Origin of the sequence: Rhodococcus sp. NBC_00294, from assembly GCF_036163995.1 — a bacterium.
Taxonomy (GTDB): domain Bacteria; phylum Actinomycetota; class Actinomycetes; order Mycobacteriales; family Mycobacteriaceae; genus Rhodococcoides.
On sequence record NZ_CP108043.1, the window covers coordinates 870,001 to 884,849 of the forward strand.

A 14,849-nucleotide genomic window follows, 5' to 3' on the forward strand; every position below is an offset into this window, starting at 1 on the left:
TGCGACTCCGTCCCACCTCGTTCGCCCAGCCCCGTAAGGCCTTCGGTCGGTGTCCGTGTCGCTCTGACTCGAAGAAAGTTACGTGAGTGATTCGCGAGATGCAAATCGCCTGGTCACGGCGTGTCGAACAGTGCGAGAGGCCGGCACATCGCTTTCATGCACGGCCACGAATACCTCCAGAGTGCGCCCGAGCCGGCCCGATGGTCGTGTCGGCAGGCGTACCGGAACGGAGTAGCTCGTGCCCATCGCAGCAGTCGACTACAACCACGTACGCCTGACGGTCAGTGACATCGCGGTATCGAAGAAGTTCTACGACGACGTCTTCGGCTTCGAGGTGGCGTTCGAGCTGCCACCGAACCCGGACGTGGATACGAAAGAAGCCCTCGGCTTCCTCTTCGGCGGTGTCATCTACAAGTTCGCCGGCGGTCTACTCGGACTTCGTCCCACCGCGCCGAGCGACGACACGTTCGGCGAGGATCGCGCCGGGCTCGATCATCTGAGCTTCAGCGTCGCCTCCATGCAGGATCTGCACGACGCCGCCGCACTGCTGGACACCCTGGGCATCGAGCACGAGCCGGTGAAGGATCTCGGTGACGCCGGCATGGCGATCCTCGAGTTCCGGGATCCCGACAACATCGCCCTGGAGATCGCCGGTCCCAACAGCTAGTCAGTCCGAGGCGCGCTTGCGCTCGTCTCGCGCTGCCATCCGAGCCTCGAGGTCGACGGCATCCAACTTGTCGGCTTCCTCGAGGGTCGGGGCTGTCCCCCCGAGACGGGCCGGTACCCAGTACTCGCCGGCGGGGTGGTGATAGTTCTTCTGCACGTCGGCGAGCATGGTCTGCATCGTCGATCGCAGGTGGGCGGTGAGGTCACCAGCCGACATGGTCGGCGCGATCGGCTCTCCCACCGCGATGGAGATCGGGGTCTTCGTGCGTCCGAGCTTTTTCGGGAACCCCTTGGTCCACACACGCTGCGCGCCCCAGATGACCACCGGAATCACGGGGACCCCGGCCTCGATCGCCATCCGGGCCGCGCCCGACTTGAACTCCTTGATCTCGAAGCTGCGACTGATCGTGGCTTCGGGATAGACCCCTACCAGTTCGCCTCGCGACAACGCGTCGACCGCAGCCCGGTAGGACTCCGCGCCGGCGGCGCGGTCGACCGCGATGTGCTTGAGAGAGCGCATGATCGGCCCCGACTTGGGGTTGTCGAACACTTCCTTCTTCGCCATGAACCGGATGTACCGCTTGTGCTTCCGCGCAGGCAGGCCGGCGTAGGTGAAGTCCAGGTAGCCCGTGTGGTTGATGGCGATCACGGCGCCACCCCGAGCGGGGATGTTCTCCGCGCCCTCGACGTCGAACTTCAGCCCCTGCGCCGCGAAGACGGTGCGAGCGATTCCGATGACAGTGCGATAGACGGGGTCCACACGGTGCAGCGTAGCGGCTCGTCGCCGCCCCCGAGAGGGGCTCGTCCGGTAGGGCACTCCGTCAGCGGGAGTTGCCCACCGCCACGACCATCTTCCCGGTGTTCTCCCCGCGCAGCATCCCCAGGAACGCCTCCACCGTGTTCTCGATGCCGTGCACGACCGTCTCGTCGAAGGTCACGCGACCCTCGGAGAGCCACGTCCCCATGTCCTCCGCGAACTGGGGGAACCGGTGCAGGTAGTTGCCGACCGTGAATCCCTGCAGGGTGAGACCGCGGGTCACGATGTTCGACATGTTGTCCGGCCCCGGCGTCGTTCCCACAGTGTTGTAGGCGGATATCGCTCCGCACAGTGCGGTCCTGCCACCGTCGTTGAACGCGTCGAGCGCCGCTTCGAGGTGGTCGCCGCCGACGTTGTCGAAGTACACGTCGATGCCGTCCGGGGCTGCCTCACGCAGTTGGTCGCGCACCGGAGCCTGCTTGTAGTCGAATGCCGCGTCGAAGCCGTACTTGCCGGTCAGAAGGTCGACCTTCTCCGCCGAGCCCGCAGAGCCGATGACCCGTCCGGCGCCGAGAATGCGGGCGATCTGACCCACCGCGCTTCCCACTGCTCCGGCAGCGCCCGAGACGAACACCGTGTCGCCCTGCTTCATCCCGGCAATGTCCTGCAGTCCGACGTACGCGGTCAGGGCCGTCATACCGAGAATTCCCAGGTAGGCCGAGGTCGGAACGCCGTCGATCTCACGGACCGTACGGAAAGCCGAGGCCTCTCCCTGCGCGATGTCACGCCATCCCAGCTGATGCACCACGACACTCCCCACAGCGACGTCGTCCGAACGGCTCTCGAGAACTCGGCCGACGGCGCCACCGGTCATCGTCTCGTGGAGAGCGAAGGGCGGTACGTACGACTTGACGTCGTTCATGCGCCCGCGCATGTACGGGTCGACGGACAGGAAGTCGTTGGCGACGCGCACCTGGCCCGGCTCGAGGTCGGGAAGGTCGACTGTGACCGACCGGAAGTTGTCGGCAGTAGGCCACCCGGTGGGGCGGGACACGAGCTGGATCTGGGTGCTCTTCACGAAATACTCCTTTTGTGGATCGTTCGGTACAGTAAATACCGTACGCCTCACCGACGAAAGGTGACAGATGGGTAGGAGAGCGACGTTCGATGCGGCGCAGGTCGTCACTGATGCGCGGGATGTGTTCTGGCACAGAGGCTTCGATGGCGCATCTCTGCCCGAACTCGAGGCGGCGACCGGGCTGTCCCGGTCCAGCATCTATCACGCGTTCACCAGCAAGCGCGGCCTGTTCGACGCAGCGGTGCAGGACTATCTCGACACGGTGGTGGCACCGCGGCTCGCCCTGTTGCGTACCGACGACGGTCTGGACGCGTACTTCGCGTCGATGGACGTCGAACTCGAGAACCTCGATGCCGAAGCACCACGTCGCGGCTGTCTTCTGGTCAACACTGCTGCGGGATCCGCCGCGCACGACGACACCCTCGCCGCCGTCGTCGACGCCTACCGTCGGCGACTCACCGATGCGGTCACCGACTCCCTGGTGAACCGGGGTGACGACGATCCCGAGAATCGGGCTCGCATTCTGGTGACGATGAGCTCGGGCGCACTTCTGCAGGCACGCGTCGACCGGGACGAGGCACGCGCAATCATCGCCTCGGCACGGAAGTTGGCGCGGTCCTGGGAATCATGAGCCGACGCGGACATCGGTACCGTCGAGGAAGTGGATATCGACCGGTGGCGTAGCCGACTCCCCGTGACCAGAGCATCGGACGGTGAGCTCGTGGGGTGGACCGTCTCCGACATGGCTCGCGACGACGGCGAACTCGTGGACGCCGTCAACCCTGTCGGCCACGTGATCGCCGAAGACGTGCAGCTCGAGGCGGCAATCGACGTTCTCGAAGCGCGCGGGCTGAGCTCGCTGTCCGTGCCCTACTGGGCGCGTGCGCCGTTACCGCTTGTCGGCGAGCTGGATCTCCGGCGTGCGACACCGGAGTGGCAGTGGCGTCGGATGGTCATGACGCAGTTGGACGACACCAAGGTGTGGATCCGTCCCGCCTACCCGTCGTATCCGGAGCGGATGGTGGAACTCGCCGTCCCGCTGCCGGCAGACGACGTCCTGGTCCCCGAACCGCCGACACGGGACGAGTAGTTCCGCGGCACCCTGGCGCGGATCACTCCAGCAACGCCACCTGATCGCTACCGACGTACAGAAGTCCGGCGGAACTGTCGACGACGGAACCGTGTCCGTCCGCATCGGCATCTTCGGTCGGGCCGAGGAGATCTCTCCCGGTCATCGCTCCCGTGCGGACGTCGAGCAACTGCACGGACAACGAGCCGTCGGGTCCAGCCACCACGCTGGCGGCGCGGCCACCGACCTCCGCTGTCACCGGATCGAAGTCGTCCGCTGCCTGCTGCCACAGGCGCGTCCCGGTCCGCAGATCGAAGGCGGAAACCTCGGCGGTTCCGGGCGCTCGGACCAACACCACGTCTCCCACGACTGCTGTCCCGTTGGTCGCGGTAAGCGCATCGTTCGACCACAACACTTGCCCGGTGACTCTGTCGATGGCCGATGAGCCCACCAGAAGCGGCAGGTCGGCGGTCGAAGAATCCCATTCGTCGTAGGAATAGCTCGGCCCGGGAACCACCGCCAGGACACGGCCGTCCACTGCAATCGCCTCGTAGCCGGTGACGGGATCCGACGACTGGTCGCACGTCATCCTGCGTACCGTCGTCACTCCACCCGCCGACACGGTCGCGCCCGACACACAGGAGTCGGGGCGTCCACGAGACCACCTGGTGGCGCCTGTCACGGGGTCGAAACCCAGTGCCTCACTGCCGAATCGAACGATACCGACGTCTTTGCCCACCGTGACGACCTCGCCCGGATAGCCGGGATAGCCACCCGTGATCGGCGTCGACACGGCCCAGTCGGCTGCAGGGTCGTCGAGCGTTCCCTTACGTAGAACGGTGGGGCCGGATTCGCCCGCCGGCGTCACTGTCTGGACCACCGAGTACAGCGCATCCCCGTCGGTTCCTATCCCCACCAGCGGGTCCCCGCCGGGCATGTTCTGCAGATCCCCGGCGCTCGTATCGACGGCGACCAAGGATGTCTCAGACGCACGGTCGGGATCGGCTCGCAGACACACCACTGTCGTGCCGAGAAGCGTGTCGAGGCACGACACGAGATCCTCCACGGGTGCTCTCCACCGCACGACCCCCGTCACCGTGTCGATACCGAGCAAGGTCGAGTCGTCGTATGCGCCGGTGGTTCGGTCGAGTCGGCCCACCGACACGACTGTGACTCCGCCCGCGTCGATGACCCCGGACGCCAGCGGGGGCACCGTGCCGCTACCTGGATCACTGAAAGTGGAGAAGCGTCCTCCCGCATCTGCTGTGAGCGTCCACGCGCTGTCGACGACGTCGCGGACGACGGGCAGAGCTTCGCCAGGGGTGCCATCCGGATCGACATCGAGGCCTGGCGCCGTTGCCAAGTGCTCGAGGTCCGCCGTCGAGAGATACGGCACGTCGGCGGGTTTGTCCTCGCGCGCCGTCACGGTGATCACCGTTCCGGACGGGCGAGTGACGACGACACTGGGGACGCCGGTGCGGGATCGGGCGGACACGGCCCCTCCGGCGAGCTGCACGTGGTCGCTGCTCAGGTCCTGGTCCGGGTCGTGAACGTCCGGGTTCCGCGGGGCCTCGGTGCCGCCGGCGATACCGAGCGTCAACGACCCCGAACGACCGCTTGCACTTGTGCGGACCTCGATACACGCACCCGACTTCGAGCCGTCCGACAGCGTCAGCTCGCTCAGCGAGCGATCAAGCTCGACTCTGCGGCCCGGTCCGTCGTCCCAGGCATTCGACAACGCTCTGCTCACTGCGCCGAGCCGCGCCCTGTCGAAAGTCGGTGCGCCCTCGACGGTGCTTGTTCGACATACCGGAGGTAGGGGCGACGTTTCACCCGGAATCCGCGCCGAGACACGCAGGCCGGGAGAGGCGACGATGTCGAGCAGTTCGTCCTGTGTCACCAGGTCGTCGCTTCCCAGCTGGAGCACGGTGCCGTCCGGCGCGTACGCCAGAGCGGACCCCGGCGACAGATCGACCACGGTTCCGTCGGCCAGTCGCACTCGCCGCGTCACCGTCGGCCCGCAGGGCGGGACACCCCGATCCGTCACACTCACCGTCGCGGTCAGCGAACCGGACTTCCCTGCACGTGTGATGGTTCCCGATGCGGTGGTCGAGGCGATCTGCTCAGGTGCCACGTCGGACGGCCTACTCATGATGTCGTCGGGAACGCCACCGAACTGCAAGGACCCGGACGGCGACGCGAATGCCACCGTCGTTCCCCGTGGGAGGGCGCGGTGCAAGGCGTCCGTCAACGCCGCCGCCTTGCGAGCGGAGAACCACGGTGCGGCAGGACTGTCGTATGTCTCGGCGCCGAACGCCACGTAATAGCCGCTCGTCTCGCCGGCCGACGTGCACTGCAGCGGAAGGTCGACGGGATCGGGCGGGCGCAGAATCGCCGCGATCAGTGTTCCGGCCGCCACGATGCCCACGACGACGAGCGCATCGACGCCGCGAGCTCGCATCGACTACGAGGTCGGCGGACGCAGGACGTCGGTGCCGACGAACGGGACGAGCGCAGCCGGGATCTTGACGCTGCCATCGGGCTGCTGGTGGTTCTCGAGGATCGCGGAGATCCACCGCGTCGTGGCCAGGGTCCCGTTGAGCGTCGCCGCCGTCTGCGGTTTCCCGTTCTCGTCGCGGTAACGAACACCGAGTCGACGCGCCTGGAACGTGGTGCAGTTCGAGGTGGACGTGAGTTCACGGTAGGTGTTCTGCGTGGGAAGCCATGCCTCGCAGTCGAACTTACGCGCAGCCGACGATCCCAGGTCGCCGCCGGCGGTGTCGATGACGCGGTACGGCAACTCGACCGCGGCGAGCATCTCCTTCTCCCAGCCGAGGAGCCGCTGGTGTTCCGCGTCCGCGTCCTCGGGACGGGTGTAGACGAACATCTCCACCTTGTCGAACTGGTGGACACGGATGATGCCGCGGGTGTCCTTGCCGTAGCTGCCGGCCTCGCGGCGGAAGCACGACGACCATCCCGCATAGCGCTTCGGGCCGCCGTTCAGATCGAGGATCTCGCCCGAGTGGTAGCCGGCGAGGGGCACCTCCGACGTGCCGACGAGGTAGAGGTCGTCGTCGCCCAAGTGGTAGATCTCCGACGAGTGCGCGCCCAGGAAGCCGGTCCCGGCCATGATCTCCGGCCGCACGAGCACCGGTGGGATGACCATCGTGAACCCGTTCGACACTGCCTTCTGGGCGGCGAGCTGCAGCAGACCGAGCTGCAGCAGTGCGCCGTAGCCGGTCAGAAAGTAGAACCGAGCGCCCGACACCTTGGCGCCGCGCTCCATGTCGATGATCCCGAGAGCCTCGCCGAGCTCGAGGTGGTCCTTCGGATTCTCGATGGTCGGGATCTCACCGATCGTCTCGAGGGTGACGAAGTCGTCCTCGCCGCCGGCCGGCGCGCCCTCCTGCACGATGTTGGAGATCGCACGGTGTGCGGTGTCGAGAGCCGCGTCGGCGGCATTCTGCTCGGCCTCCGCCTCCTTCACCCGCGCGGCGAGCGCGGACGCCGTCGCGAGAAGCTCCGGGCGCTCGTCGGGAGTGGCCTTACCGATCTTCTTACCGAACGCCTTGTGCTCGGCGCGCAGATTGTCGGCAGCCGACACGGCGGCCCGGCGCGCGGTGTCCGCCTCGAGCAACGCGTCCACCAGGGACGGATCCTCGCCACGGGTGCGCTGCGACTGACGGACGGCGTCGGGGTCCTCGCGGACAACTCTGAGGTCGATCACGGGACGTCAGCCTACTGGGGCGATGTGGTCACCCTCGTCCGAGGACGTCCAGGTAGTCCTCTCGACCGAACATGCGCGCGGCGTCGACCGCGGTCGGATGCCCCGCATCGGCGTCGGCTCCGGCGTCGACCAGTGCCCGGACGACCTCGTCCTCCCCCTTGAACACGGCACCGGCGAGCGGGGTCTGCCCCTTGTCGTTCGCGCGGTTCACGTCGGCTCCGCGGTGCGCGAGGGCCACGACGCTCTCGGCGTGACCGTGATAGGCCGCCAGCATCACCAGGGTGTCCCCGGATCCGTTCGTCAGATCCACGGGCACGCCCGCGTCGACGTACGCGGTGAGTGCGGCGGTGTCGCCGCTGCGTGCCATGTCGAACACGCGCGTCGCGAGGTCCTCGATCCCGGCCTCGAGCCGGGTGTCCTCGGTATCAGCACCACTCATACCGTCCGAACCTACCGGCAGGCATGATGGAGCCGATGTCTCCGAAGCCCGAAGATCCCACCCCGAGCCCGTCCGGCGAGGACGGCCCGGTGGTCGACGACGCCCCGACGTCCGAGATCGCGACACCCGACGCGTCCACATCCGACACGTCCGCGCCCGACGCGGTGGTACCCGAGGCATCGACGGCCGACGAGACCGACACCGCGACGGACGAGAAGAGTGGCCCCCGCACCGTCCAGGCCTCGAACGCCCGTCGGCTGCTCGCCCTGGTCGCGATCGGCGCCATCGGAGCCGCCGCCGTCACGATCGGTGTGTCCGGTGGGTTCGACCGGAGCGAGAAGCTCGCCACACCGTCCACGGCAGGAACCGTCGGAACCGCGTCGACGACGTCCTTCGGCTCGTCCGACGCAGGCGACTGCCTGCAGTGGACTCCGACCGACGACCCCGACACCGACCGCCAGGACCTCGCCGAGGTGAGTTGCGCGGAGCCGCACCGCTTCGAGGTCGCCGAGACGGTGGACCTCGGGGTGTACCCGGTCGCCGAGTTCGCGACGGGATCGCCGTATCCCGACGCGGCCCGCTTCGCCTCCCTGCGCGACGAACACTGTGAGACCGCGGTGCAGGACTACACCGGGGGCCGCTTCGACCCCACGGGCAAGTACTCGGTGGGCCTCATGTTCCCCAGCCAGGCCGGGTGGGCCGCGGGCGAGCGCGCGATCCGGTGCGGCATCCAACAGACCGGCGCGACCAGCGCGCTGCAGGTGATGACCGGCAGCGTCGCCGACCAGGACCAGTCGATGGTCTGGGAGACCGGTAGTTGCGTCGGCGTCGAGTCGGGCGTGCCGACAGACCCGATCGACTGCACCGCTCCGCACGCCTTCGAGGTGGTGTCGGTGGTGGATCTCGCCGCGCAGTTCCCCGGCGGGCTGCCGTCCGTCGAGGACCAGGACCGCTATCTCGAACCTACGTGCACCCAGGCGTCGGACACCTACCTGGGCGGTCCGGACGTTCTCCGGGAGAAGACACTGACGCTGTTCTGGGACAACGTCGACGCCTCGAGCTGGTTGGCGGGCAGCAAGAAGGTGAGCTGCTCCATCGGCAAGGAGGTCGAGTCGGGCGGGTTCGCGTCCATCGTCGGCTCGGCGAAGGGCGACATCACCATCGACGGCGCCGCGCCGGTTCCGCCGCCTCCCGTTCCGGACGGCCGCAGCCTGCCGATCCCGCTCCCCGGAGCGTCTCCCCTGCCCGGTGCGTGACGTGTCGGTCAGCATGTCCGAAGCGGAGTTCGAGAACGCGGTCGGCGATGCGCTGGACACTCTCCCGGACGAGCTGGCCGCATACATGAACAACGTCGTCGTGCTGGTCGAGGACGAGCACCCGACGGAGGATCTCCTGGGTCTGTACGAGGGCGTCGCTCTGACCGAACGGTTCGAGTACAGCGGGCACCTGCCGGACGTCATCACGATCTACCGACTGCCGATCCTCGACATCGCCCGTGACGAGGACGACGCGCGCCGCGAGATCGCGGTGACCGTCGCCCACGAGATCGGGCACCACTTCGGCATCGACGACGATCGCCTGCACGAACTCGGCTTCGGCTGAGCTCCGCTTTCCACCCGCGGAACCGATTCCCGCCGTCGCGCGTCCAAGTCTCGAGATCCGACCGGACGCTCGAACGGAGACCCCCATGCCCGGCCACGTACTCGTCGATCCCGAGGCGCTGCTCGCGGCCGCGTCGGAACTCGATGCCGCGGCGATGCGCCTGGCGTCGTCTCTCGCCTCCGCGTCCGTCGCGCTCCGTCCTCCCCCCGCGGGCAGCGACGAGGTGTCCGCGCTGGCTGCACGCTACTTCTGGTCGACCGCGCAGTCTCTCGACACCTCGACGTCCGCGGCGGTGACCGAGCTCCACGAGACGGCGGCTGCCCTGCGAGTCCAGGCGGCGGCGTACCGCGAGGTCGACGCGTCGTTCTCCACGGCCCTGACCGCGGGCACCGCGTGACGGCCGGGCCCACCGGGGTGTTCTGGCTCCCGCGTACCGCGGCGGTGAACTCGGCCGCACTGCTCGCGGGTGCCGGCCCCGCTCCGCTGGCCGCCGCCGGCACGGCGTGGGCCGCGGTGGCCACGGCACTCGCCGCGGCCGCCGCGACGGTCAGCGGTGTCGCGTCCGCACTGGCAGCCACGTGGGACGGGGATGCCGCCGACGCCGCCGGAGCGGGGATGACGGCGTTCGCGACGTGGGGCACGGGAGCGGCGCAACACGCCGCCGCCGTGTCCGCTCGGGCCGCCGCCCAGTCCGCGACGGTGGTGACCGCGCTCGCCGTCATGCCGACACTGCCGGAGATCGCCGCGGTGAAGGTCGGACGCACCACCGCGTACGCCACCGGCGGCGCCCTCACCGGCGCGGCGCAGGCTGCCGATGCCGCCGACGCCGCGCTCGATCTCCGCGCCGCCCTGGTCATGGAGGCGTACGAAGCGGCGACGGCGCCGCTCGCGCTCGTCGACGGTCTGCAGATGCCCCCGCAGATCACCACGGCGGTCACCGCGTCCACCTCCACGGTCATCTCTGCTGTCCCCGGTCACGGGCCGGTGCCGGGCGAGGCCGGGACACCGCCGTCGGACGACAGCGGATCCGACCGGCAGAAGCACGGATTCTCGGACGATCCGGCGCACCAGAGTCACCGGTCGCCCCTCACCACGGACAGCATCGGACACGATCCCGCCGTCACGAGGGCGGCGTCGCTGATCCAGCAGATGCCGGCGCAGGCCGGGTCGACGCTGTCCTCCGTTCTGTCGTCGGCACCGCAGCCCGGTGCGGCACTGACGATCACCCACGCTGTGCCGCAGCAGGTTCCGATGGCCGCCACCGGGTGGGGTGGCGGCGGCGGGCGAGGTGGCAGCGGACAGGGTGGCTCCGTGCACGCCGCCGGTGGCTCGTTCGCACGGACGCCGTCACCGTTCCTCGGTGCGGGCGTCGGATCGGACACGGCGGTGTCAGCGGGACAGGACGCGTCCGTGTCCGGCGCCGCGCACGCCCGGTCGCCGTTCGGCGCGGGACTTCCCATGGGTCACAGCAGGCTCGGCTCCGACGATGTCGTGCACGCCCGCAGGACACCTGCCGTCGTCGAGGAGGAGGCGGGAGTTCCGGTCGTGCCCGCCGTCATCGGGGCGCGGCGATGAGCGCGGCGCCGGTGCTGGGCGGGGACGTCCCGCTCGAGGGTTCGCTCACGCTCGACACGAACGAACTGACGTATCTCGTGGGGGCGATCGGAGGACGTTCTCTCCCTGCCGTTCTCGGATGGCACCCGGCCGGCGCGACCGTCGCCGATCGCGCGACCGTGCTCGCGAGTGCCGCCCGACGCCTCGCCGATCGTCTCCTGGTGTCAGCCGACGGCGGCCTGCACCGTGATCTGGCCGCGATGCTCCGTGCGGCGGCGGCGCCTCGCTGGAGTGTCGACGTCCGCATCGTCGGCCACTCCACCGGCATCGAGAACCGGCGAGGATGTCTGTGCGGCAACGACATCGACGATCCGGTGTGGATGACCGCGAGCGAGGGATCGGTGACGATCACGCGGGTCGACACCGACATGGCCGCCCTGATCGCGGCCTGGCTCGGCGACGCCGCAGGAGCGCCGATCGATCCGCTGACCGAGTACACCGACGTCCTCACGGCCGGTATCGAGGACGTCGTCCCGCACTGCACCCGCCACACCGAGATCGTCGGACTCCGACACGATCACGGTGTCACCACCACGGTCGACCCGTCGATCGCGGTGTACGACAGCGACTCCGGCCGTGTCGTCGCGACCACGGTCCAGGATCCGACCGGACGATCGAGCACGTCCGTGCGATCCGCGACACCGGTACGCACCGTCGGAGCACTCCGCTCGCTGATCACCTCGCTGGAACGGCGCTCGATACTCGACGACCACCTGGTCCGTGTGTCCGCTCAGCCCATCGGATCGTCGGGAGTGCGGCTGCCCTTCGTCTCGAACGGGGGCGTGTAGTCGCCCCAGCGCACGCAGTCCCAGGCCGAGACACCCTCGGCGGGCACCAGTTCGACGGTCCCCGTGTTGTCGAGATGGTTGTCGGCGGCGAAGTCGCGATCGATCCCGGACAGCACCGCGGCGACGAGCCGAATCGCAGCACCGTGACTCACCACGTGGACGGTGGCGGAATCGTCGCCGAGGTGGGTGGCGCGGAGCTCGTCCAGTACCGGCACGTAGCGGGCGAGCACCTCGGCGCCGGACTCGCCCCCGGGCAGGCGGGCATCGAGGTCACCGTCCAGCCAGGCGCGATACACCGCGGTGAAGCGGGCGTGGTCCTCCTCGGCGCTGCGGTCCTCGAGGTCGCCGACGAACGTCTCCTGCAGACCGTCGCGCACCGTGAGCGGCGTGCCGGTCGCGTCGGCCAGGTACTGCGCGGTCTGACGTGCGCGGACGGCGATGGACGACACCACGGCGGCCGGCGTCTGCGTGACTGTCCGGGCGTACTCCTGCGCCTGTCGGTGTCCGAGCTCGGTCAGCTCCGCGCCGGGCGGCAGGGTGTCGAGACGACGAGCGACGTTCGAGTGGGTCTGACCGTGCCGCACCAGGACGAGTCGGCCGCTCACCGATCTCCCCGTCGCAACGCGTCCAACCAGTCCCGGCCGCGGTCGTCGGTGGGGCGAGGACCGCCGGCGGCGACGTGCGCGCTGGGCCAGGAGCCGAGGAACCGCACGTCGGTGCGCGAGTGCAGGACCCGCAGGGCGTCCGCCACCGCGACGTCGTCGATGTGGCCGACGCAGTCGATGTAGAAGCGATAGGTGCCCAGATGGGTACGGAGAGGGCGAGACTCGATGAACGTCAGATCGATGTCGCGCGTGCTGAACTCGGCCAGCGCGGACACCAATGTGCCGGGCCGGTTGGCGGGAGTGAGCACCACGGCAGTGCGATCCGCACCCGTGGGCGCGGGCGGCGGGCACGGGCGCGTGACGTACACGAAGCGGGTCCGTGCGTTCTCCACGTCGGCCACGCCGTCGGCCAGCACGTCGAGTCCGTGCCGTCGGCCCGCCAGACCGGTGGACACCGCGGCGTCGGCGAGTCCGGCCGCGACGTCCTCGGCCGCACCGGCATTGGACGACGCGAACTCCACCTGAGCATCGGGCATGGTGGCGGCGATCCACTGCTGGACCTGGGCGGCGGCGTGGGGGTAGGCCCGGATCGTGCGGACGTCCGCCATGGCGGTGCCCGGACGAGCGACGATGGTGAAGGCCACGTCGAGTTCGGTCTCCGCGAGGATCTGCAGCCGGTCCCCGATCGCGAGCGCGTCGAGGGTGGGCGGGACCGAGCCCTGCACCGAATTCTCGATGGGCACCACGGCGCCGTCGGCCGCACCGGAGCGCACCAGTTCGAGGGTGGCGGGCGGGCTCGACGCACTGACGCGCTCGACGGGAGCGCCGAATGCCCCGTCCGCCTCGAGCTTCCCCAGGGCCATCTCGGTGAACGTTCCCGAGGGTCCGAAGTAGGCGATGCGCACCCCGGTCACGCTACGCGTCCCCCGCCGCGTCGCCGGTGATCTCGTCGATACGACGGCGAAGTTCGTGTGCGATGTTCCCGGCGTTCGGCACCAGGACACCGAGAAGGACCTCTCGGGTCGCGGCCGCGGCGTCGGGATGAAGGGCCACCAGCGCGGCCAGATCCGGGGAGCGGAGCGCGCTGCGGACGTCGTCGCCGCGCAGTGCGGCCACCGTTCCGGCGAGCACGGCGAGCACCGAGGACGTGTCGGTCGCGACGGCGAAGAACCCGTGTTCCGCGTGCGCGACGATCGCGAGGAAGTCGGCGACCCTATCCTCGGACCACCCCGCGTCCAGGCCGGGATGCCGACCGGCCCGATCGACAAGCGCCGTCGTCTCCACGACGTCGCCGTCCGGACAGAGCACGACGACGGACGAGCCCGGCGCGATCGCCACCGCGTCGCCCAGCTGCTCGGCGGTCGCCTCGACCACGTAGGCGCGCACCGAGGGCGGCTCGTCGGGCGGAGCCACGTCCAGTCGTACGAGGAACCGTTCGAGGGCGGCCGAGTCGTCCACCGCACTCAGCGGGACACAGGCCGTTCCGACGAGTGGGTGCGGTTCGAGGGCCTCCGCCGTCGCCACGTCGTCGACGGTCGCGACGAGCAGGTCGGCGAACAGGGCCTCGGGATCTCGCCGGGGGCGCACGCCCAGGGTCAGCATCGTGGGCACGCTCCGAGTCTAGTTCGACGTCTTGCGCACCGGCGCGAGGGCTGGTTAGCTAACCCTTACCTAATTACTTCCACCCGAGGGGGCCGTCATGAACGGTGTCGTCACCACCACCGCGCCGTCCACCGCCGAGCGGGTGCGCAGCGTGTGTCTACGTGCCGAGCACACCGTCCTGGCGGTGGAGGGCAGCGCACCCGTCGCCACGACCATGCACTTCCTGCGCTCGCCAGGCGAGATCGTCATGGTGGTGCCCGCGGACAGCACCGTGGGGGCCGTGTCCTTCCAGGCCGGCTCCGCGGGGATCCCCGCCGTGCTCGAACTGACCGACCACACTCCCCTGGACCTGCGCGAACCCGTGCGCTCACTGGTCTGGCTCAGCGGTGAGCTGCGCCGCGTCCCGGACACCGCCGAGCGCGCGGTCGCCGCGGCGGTCGCCTCCCAGTACCCGCACGCGGGACTGCTCGACATCGGACACAGCGGCATCCTGCTGCGTCTGCTGCTCGAGTCCGTCGTCGTGGCCGATGCGACGGGGGCGGAGCCGGTGCCGGTGCGCGACCTCGTGAACGCCGATCCCGATCCGTTCTGGGAGGTCGAGGGAGGCTGGCTGCAGCACCTCGACAGCGACCACTCGGACATGGTCGAGCAGATCGCGCGGCGACTCCCACCGTCGTTGCGCATCGGTCGCGCCCGGCCGCTGAGCATCGACCGCTACGGCGTCGGGATCCGGGTGGAGGGGCAGGGCCAGGACCACGATGTGCGGGTGCCGTTCGCGAACCCCGTGTCCGACGTGACCGAGCTCGGTCGCGCGCTGCGCGTGCTCGCCGGATGCCCGTTCATGAACGGCCTGCGGGCGCGCGACCACCACTGACCACGACCCTCGAGACGGGTCACGGGCA

17 protein-coding genes are annotated in these 14,849 nt (G+C 69.3%); 9 read left to right on the plus strand and 8 right to left on the minus strand.

What is annotated here, in order from left to right; all coding sequences use genetic code 11:
- Nucleotides 1-238 precede the first annotated feature (238 nt).
- A complete protein-coding gene (locus tag OHB23_RS04100) occupies nucleotides 239-667 on the plus strand; it encodes a VOC family protein (RefSeq protein ID WP_328810936.1) in 429 nt (142 codons plus the stop codon).
- Here OHB23_RS04100 and OHB23_RS04105 read toward each other — a convergent pair whose 3' ends face one another.
- Both OHB23_RS04105 and OHB23_RS04110 read right to left on the minus strand, forming a co-directional pair.
- On the minus strand, nucleotides 668-1,426 hold the full coding sequence (locus OHB23_RS04105) for a lysophospholipid acyltransferase family protein (RefSeq protein ID WP_027507308.1): 759 nt from the start codon (nucleotides 1,424-1,426) through the stop codon (nucleotides 668-670).
- A 61-nt stretch (nucleotides 1,427-1,487) separates the two neighbouring features.
- Nucleotides 1,488-2,501, minus strand: coding sequence for an NADP-dependent oxidoreductase (locus tag OHB23_RS04110; RefSeq protein ID WP_328810937.1), 1,014 nt, complete (start codon nucleotides 2,499-2,501; stop codon nucleotides 1,488-1,490).
- A gap of 67 nt (nucleotides 2,502-2,568) precedes the next feature.
- Here OHB23_RS04110 and OHB23_RS04115 point away from each other — a divergent pair, with 67 nt between their 5' ends.
- Together OHB23_RS04115 and OHB23_RS04120 are read left to right on the plus strand one after the other, a co-directional pair.
- Nucleotides 2,569-3,132 carry a TetR/AcrR family transcriptional regulator gene (locus OHB23_RS04115; protein WP_328810938.1) on the plus strand — a complete coding sequence of 188 codons (564 nt, stop codon included), beginning with the start codon at nucleotides 2,569-2,571 and terminating at the stop codon, nucleotides 3,130-3,132.
- A 63-nt stretch (nucleotides 3,133-3,195) separates the two neighbouring features.
- Nucleotides 3,196-3,591: a hypothetical protein gene (locus tag OHB23_RS04120; protein WP_231476487.1), complete on the plus strand. Its 396-nt coding sequence runs from the start codon at nucleotides 3,196-3,198 to the stop codon at nucleotides 3,589-3,591.
- Nucleotides 3,592-3,613: 22 nt separating this feature from the next.
- Here OHB23_RS04120 and OHB23_RS04125 read toward each other — a convergent pair whose 3' ends face one another.
- From OHB23_RS04125 to OHB23_RS04135, 3 genes are read right to left on the minus strand one after another with little or no spacing between them, the layout of a single operon-like run.
- A complete protein-coding gene (locus tag OHB23_RS04125) occupies nucleotides 3,614-6,031 on the minus strand; it encodes an outer membrane protein assembly factor BamB family protein (RefSeq protein ID WP_328810939.1) in 2,418 nt (805 codons plus the stop codon).
- Between the two features lie 3 nt (nucleotides 6,032-6,034).
- Complete coding sequence (serS, locus tag OHB23_RS04130; RefSeq protein WP_222632571.1) at nucleotides 6,035-7,297, minus strand: serine--tRNA ligase; 1,263 nt, start codon at nucleotides 7,295-7,297, stop codon at nucleotides 6,035-6,037.
- A 28-nt stretch (nucleotides 7,298-7,325) separates the two neighbouring features.
- Nucleotides 7,326-7,736: an ankyrin repeat domain-containing protein gene (locus tag OHB23_RS04135; protein ID WP_222632569.1), complete on the minus strand. Its 411-nt coding sequence runs from the start codon at nucleotides 7,734-7,736 to the stop codon at nucleotides 7,326-7,328.
- A 35-nt stretch (nucleotides 7,737-7,771) separates the two neighbouring features.
- On the opposite strand from OHB23_RS04135, the gene OHB23_RS04140 reads away from it, so the two are divergent.
- The 5 genes from OHB23_RS04140 to OHB23_RS04160 all read left to right on the plus strand — a co-directional run bounded on the left by OHB23_RS04140 (nucleotide 7,772) and on the right by OHB23_RS04160 (nucleotide 11,740).
- Complete coding sequence (locus OHB23_RS04140; protein ID WP_222647823.1) at nucleotides 7,772-8,992, plus strand: septum formation family protein; 1,221 nt, start codon at nucleotides 7,772-7,774, stop codon at nucleotides 8,990-8,992.
- Nucleotides 8,993-9,005: 13 nt separating this feature from the next.
- A complete protein-coding gene (locus OHB23_RS04145) occupies nucleotides 9,006-9,338 on the plus strand; it encodes a metallopeptidase family protein (protein ID WP_081821502.1) in 333 nt (110 codons plus the stop codon).
- Between the two features lie 85 nt (nucleotides 9,339-9,423).
- Complete coding sequence (locus OHB23_RS04150; protein ID WP_307096827.1) at nucleotides 9,424-9,735, plus strand: PE domain-containing protein; 312 nt, start codon at nucleotides 9,424-9,426, stop codon at nucleotides 9,733-9,735.
- Nucleotides 9,732-10,913 carry a PPE domain-containing protein gene (locus tag OHB23_RS04155; RefSeq protein ID WP_328810940.1) on the plus strand — a complete coding sequence of 394 codons (1,182 nt, stop codon included), beginning with the start codon at nucleotides 9,732-9,734 and terminating at the stop codon, nucleotides 10,911-10,913. Before OHB23_RS04150 ends, OHB23_RS04155 begins: the two co-directional genes overlap by 4 nt.
- Nucleotides 10,910-11,740 (plus strand): ESX secretion-associated protein EspG, encoded by an 831-nt coding sequence (locus tag OHB23_RS04160; protein ID WP_222641314.1) that lies wholly within the window; start codon nucleotides 10,910-10,912, stop codon nucleotides 11,738-11,740. The genes OHB23_RS04155 and OHB23_RS04160 overlap by 4 nt, the downstream gene beginning before the upstream one ends.
- On the opposite strand, the gene OHB23_RS04165 is transcribed toward OHB23_RS04160, so the two are convergent.
- Genes OHB23_RS04165 through OHB23_RS04175 form a run of 3 tightly spaced genes read right to left on the minus strand, consistent with a single transcriptional unit; the run spans nucleotide 11,683 to nucleotide 13,956 of the window.
- Nucleotides 11,683-12,345, minus strand: a complete 663-nt coding sequence (locus OHB23_RS04165; RefSeq protein WP_328810941.1) for a histidine phosphatase family protein — start codon at nucleotides 12,343-12,345, stop codon at nucleotides 11,683-11,685. The genes OHB23_RS04160 and OHB23_RS04165 overlap by 58 nt on opposite strands.
- Nucleotides 12,342-13,259 (minus strand): prephenate dehydratase, encoded by a 918-nt coding sequence (gene pheA / locus OHB23_RS04170; RefSeq protein WP_268788538.1) that lies wholly within the window; start codon nucleotides 13,257-13,259, stop codon nucleotides 12,342-12,344. The genes OHB23_RS04165 and pheA overlap by 4 nt, the downstream gene beginning before the upstream one ends.
- Nucleotide 13,260: 1 nt before the next feature.
- Nucleotides 13,261-13,956, minus strand: coding sequence for a hypothetical protein (locus tag OHB23_RS04175; RefSeq protein WP_328810942.1), 696 nt, complete (start codon nucleotides 13,954-13,956; stop codon nucleotides 13,261-13,263).
- A gap of 88 nt (nucleotides 13,957-14,044) precedes the next feature.
- On the opposite strand from OHB23_RS04175, the gene OHB23_RS04180 reads away from it, so the two are divergent.
- The gene (locus OHB23_RS04180; RefSeq protein ID WP_328810943.1) at nucleotides 14,045-14,821 is read left to right on the plus strand and encodes a DUF2470 domain-containing protein; all 777 of its coding nucleotides are present in this window, start codon (nucleotides 14,045-14,047) and stop codon (nucleotides 14,819-14,821) included.
- The last annotated feature ends 28 nt before the right edge of the window (nucleotides 14,822-14,849 follow it).

What these genes read in the sequence shown, in the direction of transcription:
- OHB23_RS04115 (WP_328810938.1), top strand. Translation starts at nt 2,569, where the DNA reads ATGGGTAGGAGAGCGACGTTCGATGCGGCGCAGGTCGTCACTGATGCG.
- OHB23_RS04125 (WP_328810939.1), bottom strand. Translation starts at nt 6,031, where the DNA reads ATGCGAGCTCGCGGCGTCGATGCGCTCGTCGTCGTGGGCATCGTGGCG.
- OHB23_RS04150 (WP_307096827.1), top strand. Translation starts at nt 9,424, where the DNA reads ATGCCCGGCCACGTACTCGTCGATCCCGAGGCGCTGCTCGCGGCCGCG.
- OHB23_RS04145 (WP_081821502.1), top strand. Translation starts at nt 9,006, where the DNA reads ATGTCCGAAGCGGAGTTCGAGAACGCGGTCGGCGATGCGCTGGACACT.
- OHB23_RS04160 (WP_222641314.1), top strand. Translation starts at nt 10,910, where the DNA reads ATGAGCGCGGCGCCGGTGCTGGGCGGGGACGTCCCGCTCGAGGGTTCG.
- OHB23_RS04135 (WP_222632569.1), bottom strand. Translation starts at nt 7,736, where the DNA reads ATGAGTGGTGCTGATACCGAGGACACCCGGCTCGAGGCCGGGATCGAG.
- OHB23_RS04180 (WP_328810943.1), top strand. Translation starts at nt 14,045, where the DNA reads ATGAACGGTGTCGTCACCACCACCGCGCCGTCCACCGCCGAGCGGGTG.
- OHB23_RS04140 (WP_222647823.1), top strand. Translation starts at nt 7,772, where the DNA reads ATGTCTCCGAAGCCCGAAGATCCCACCCCGAGCCCGTCCGGCGAGGAC.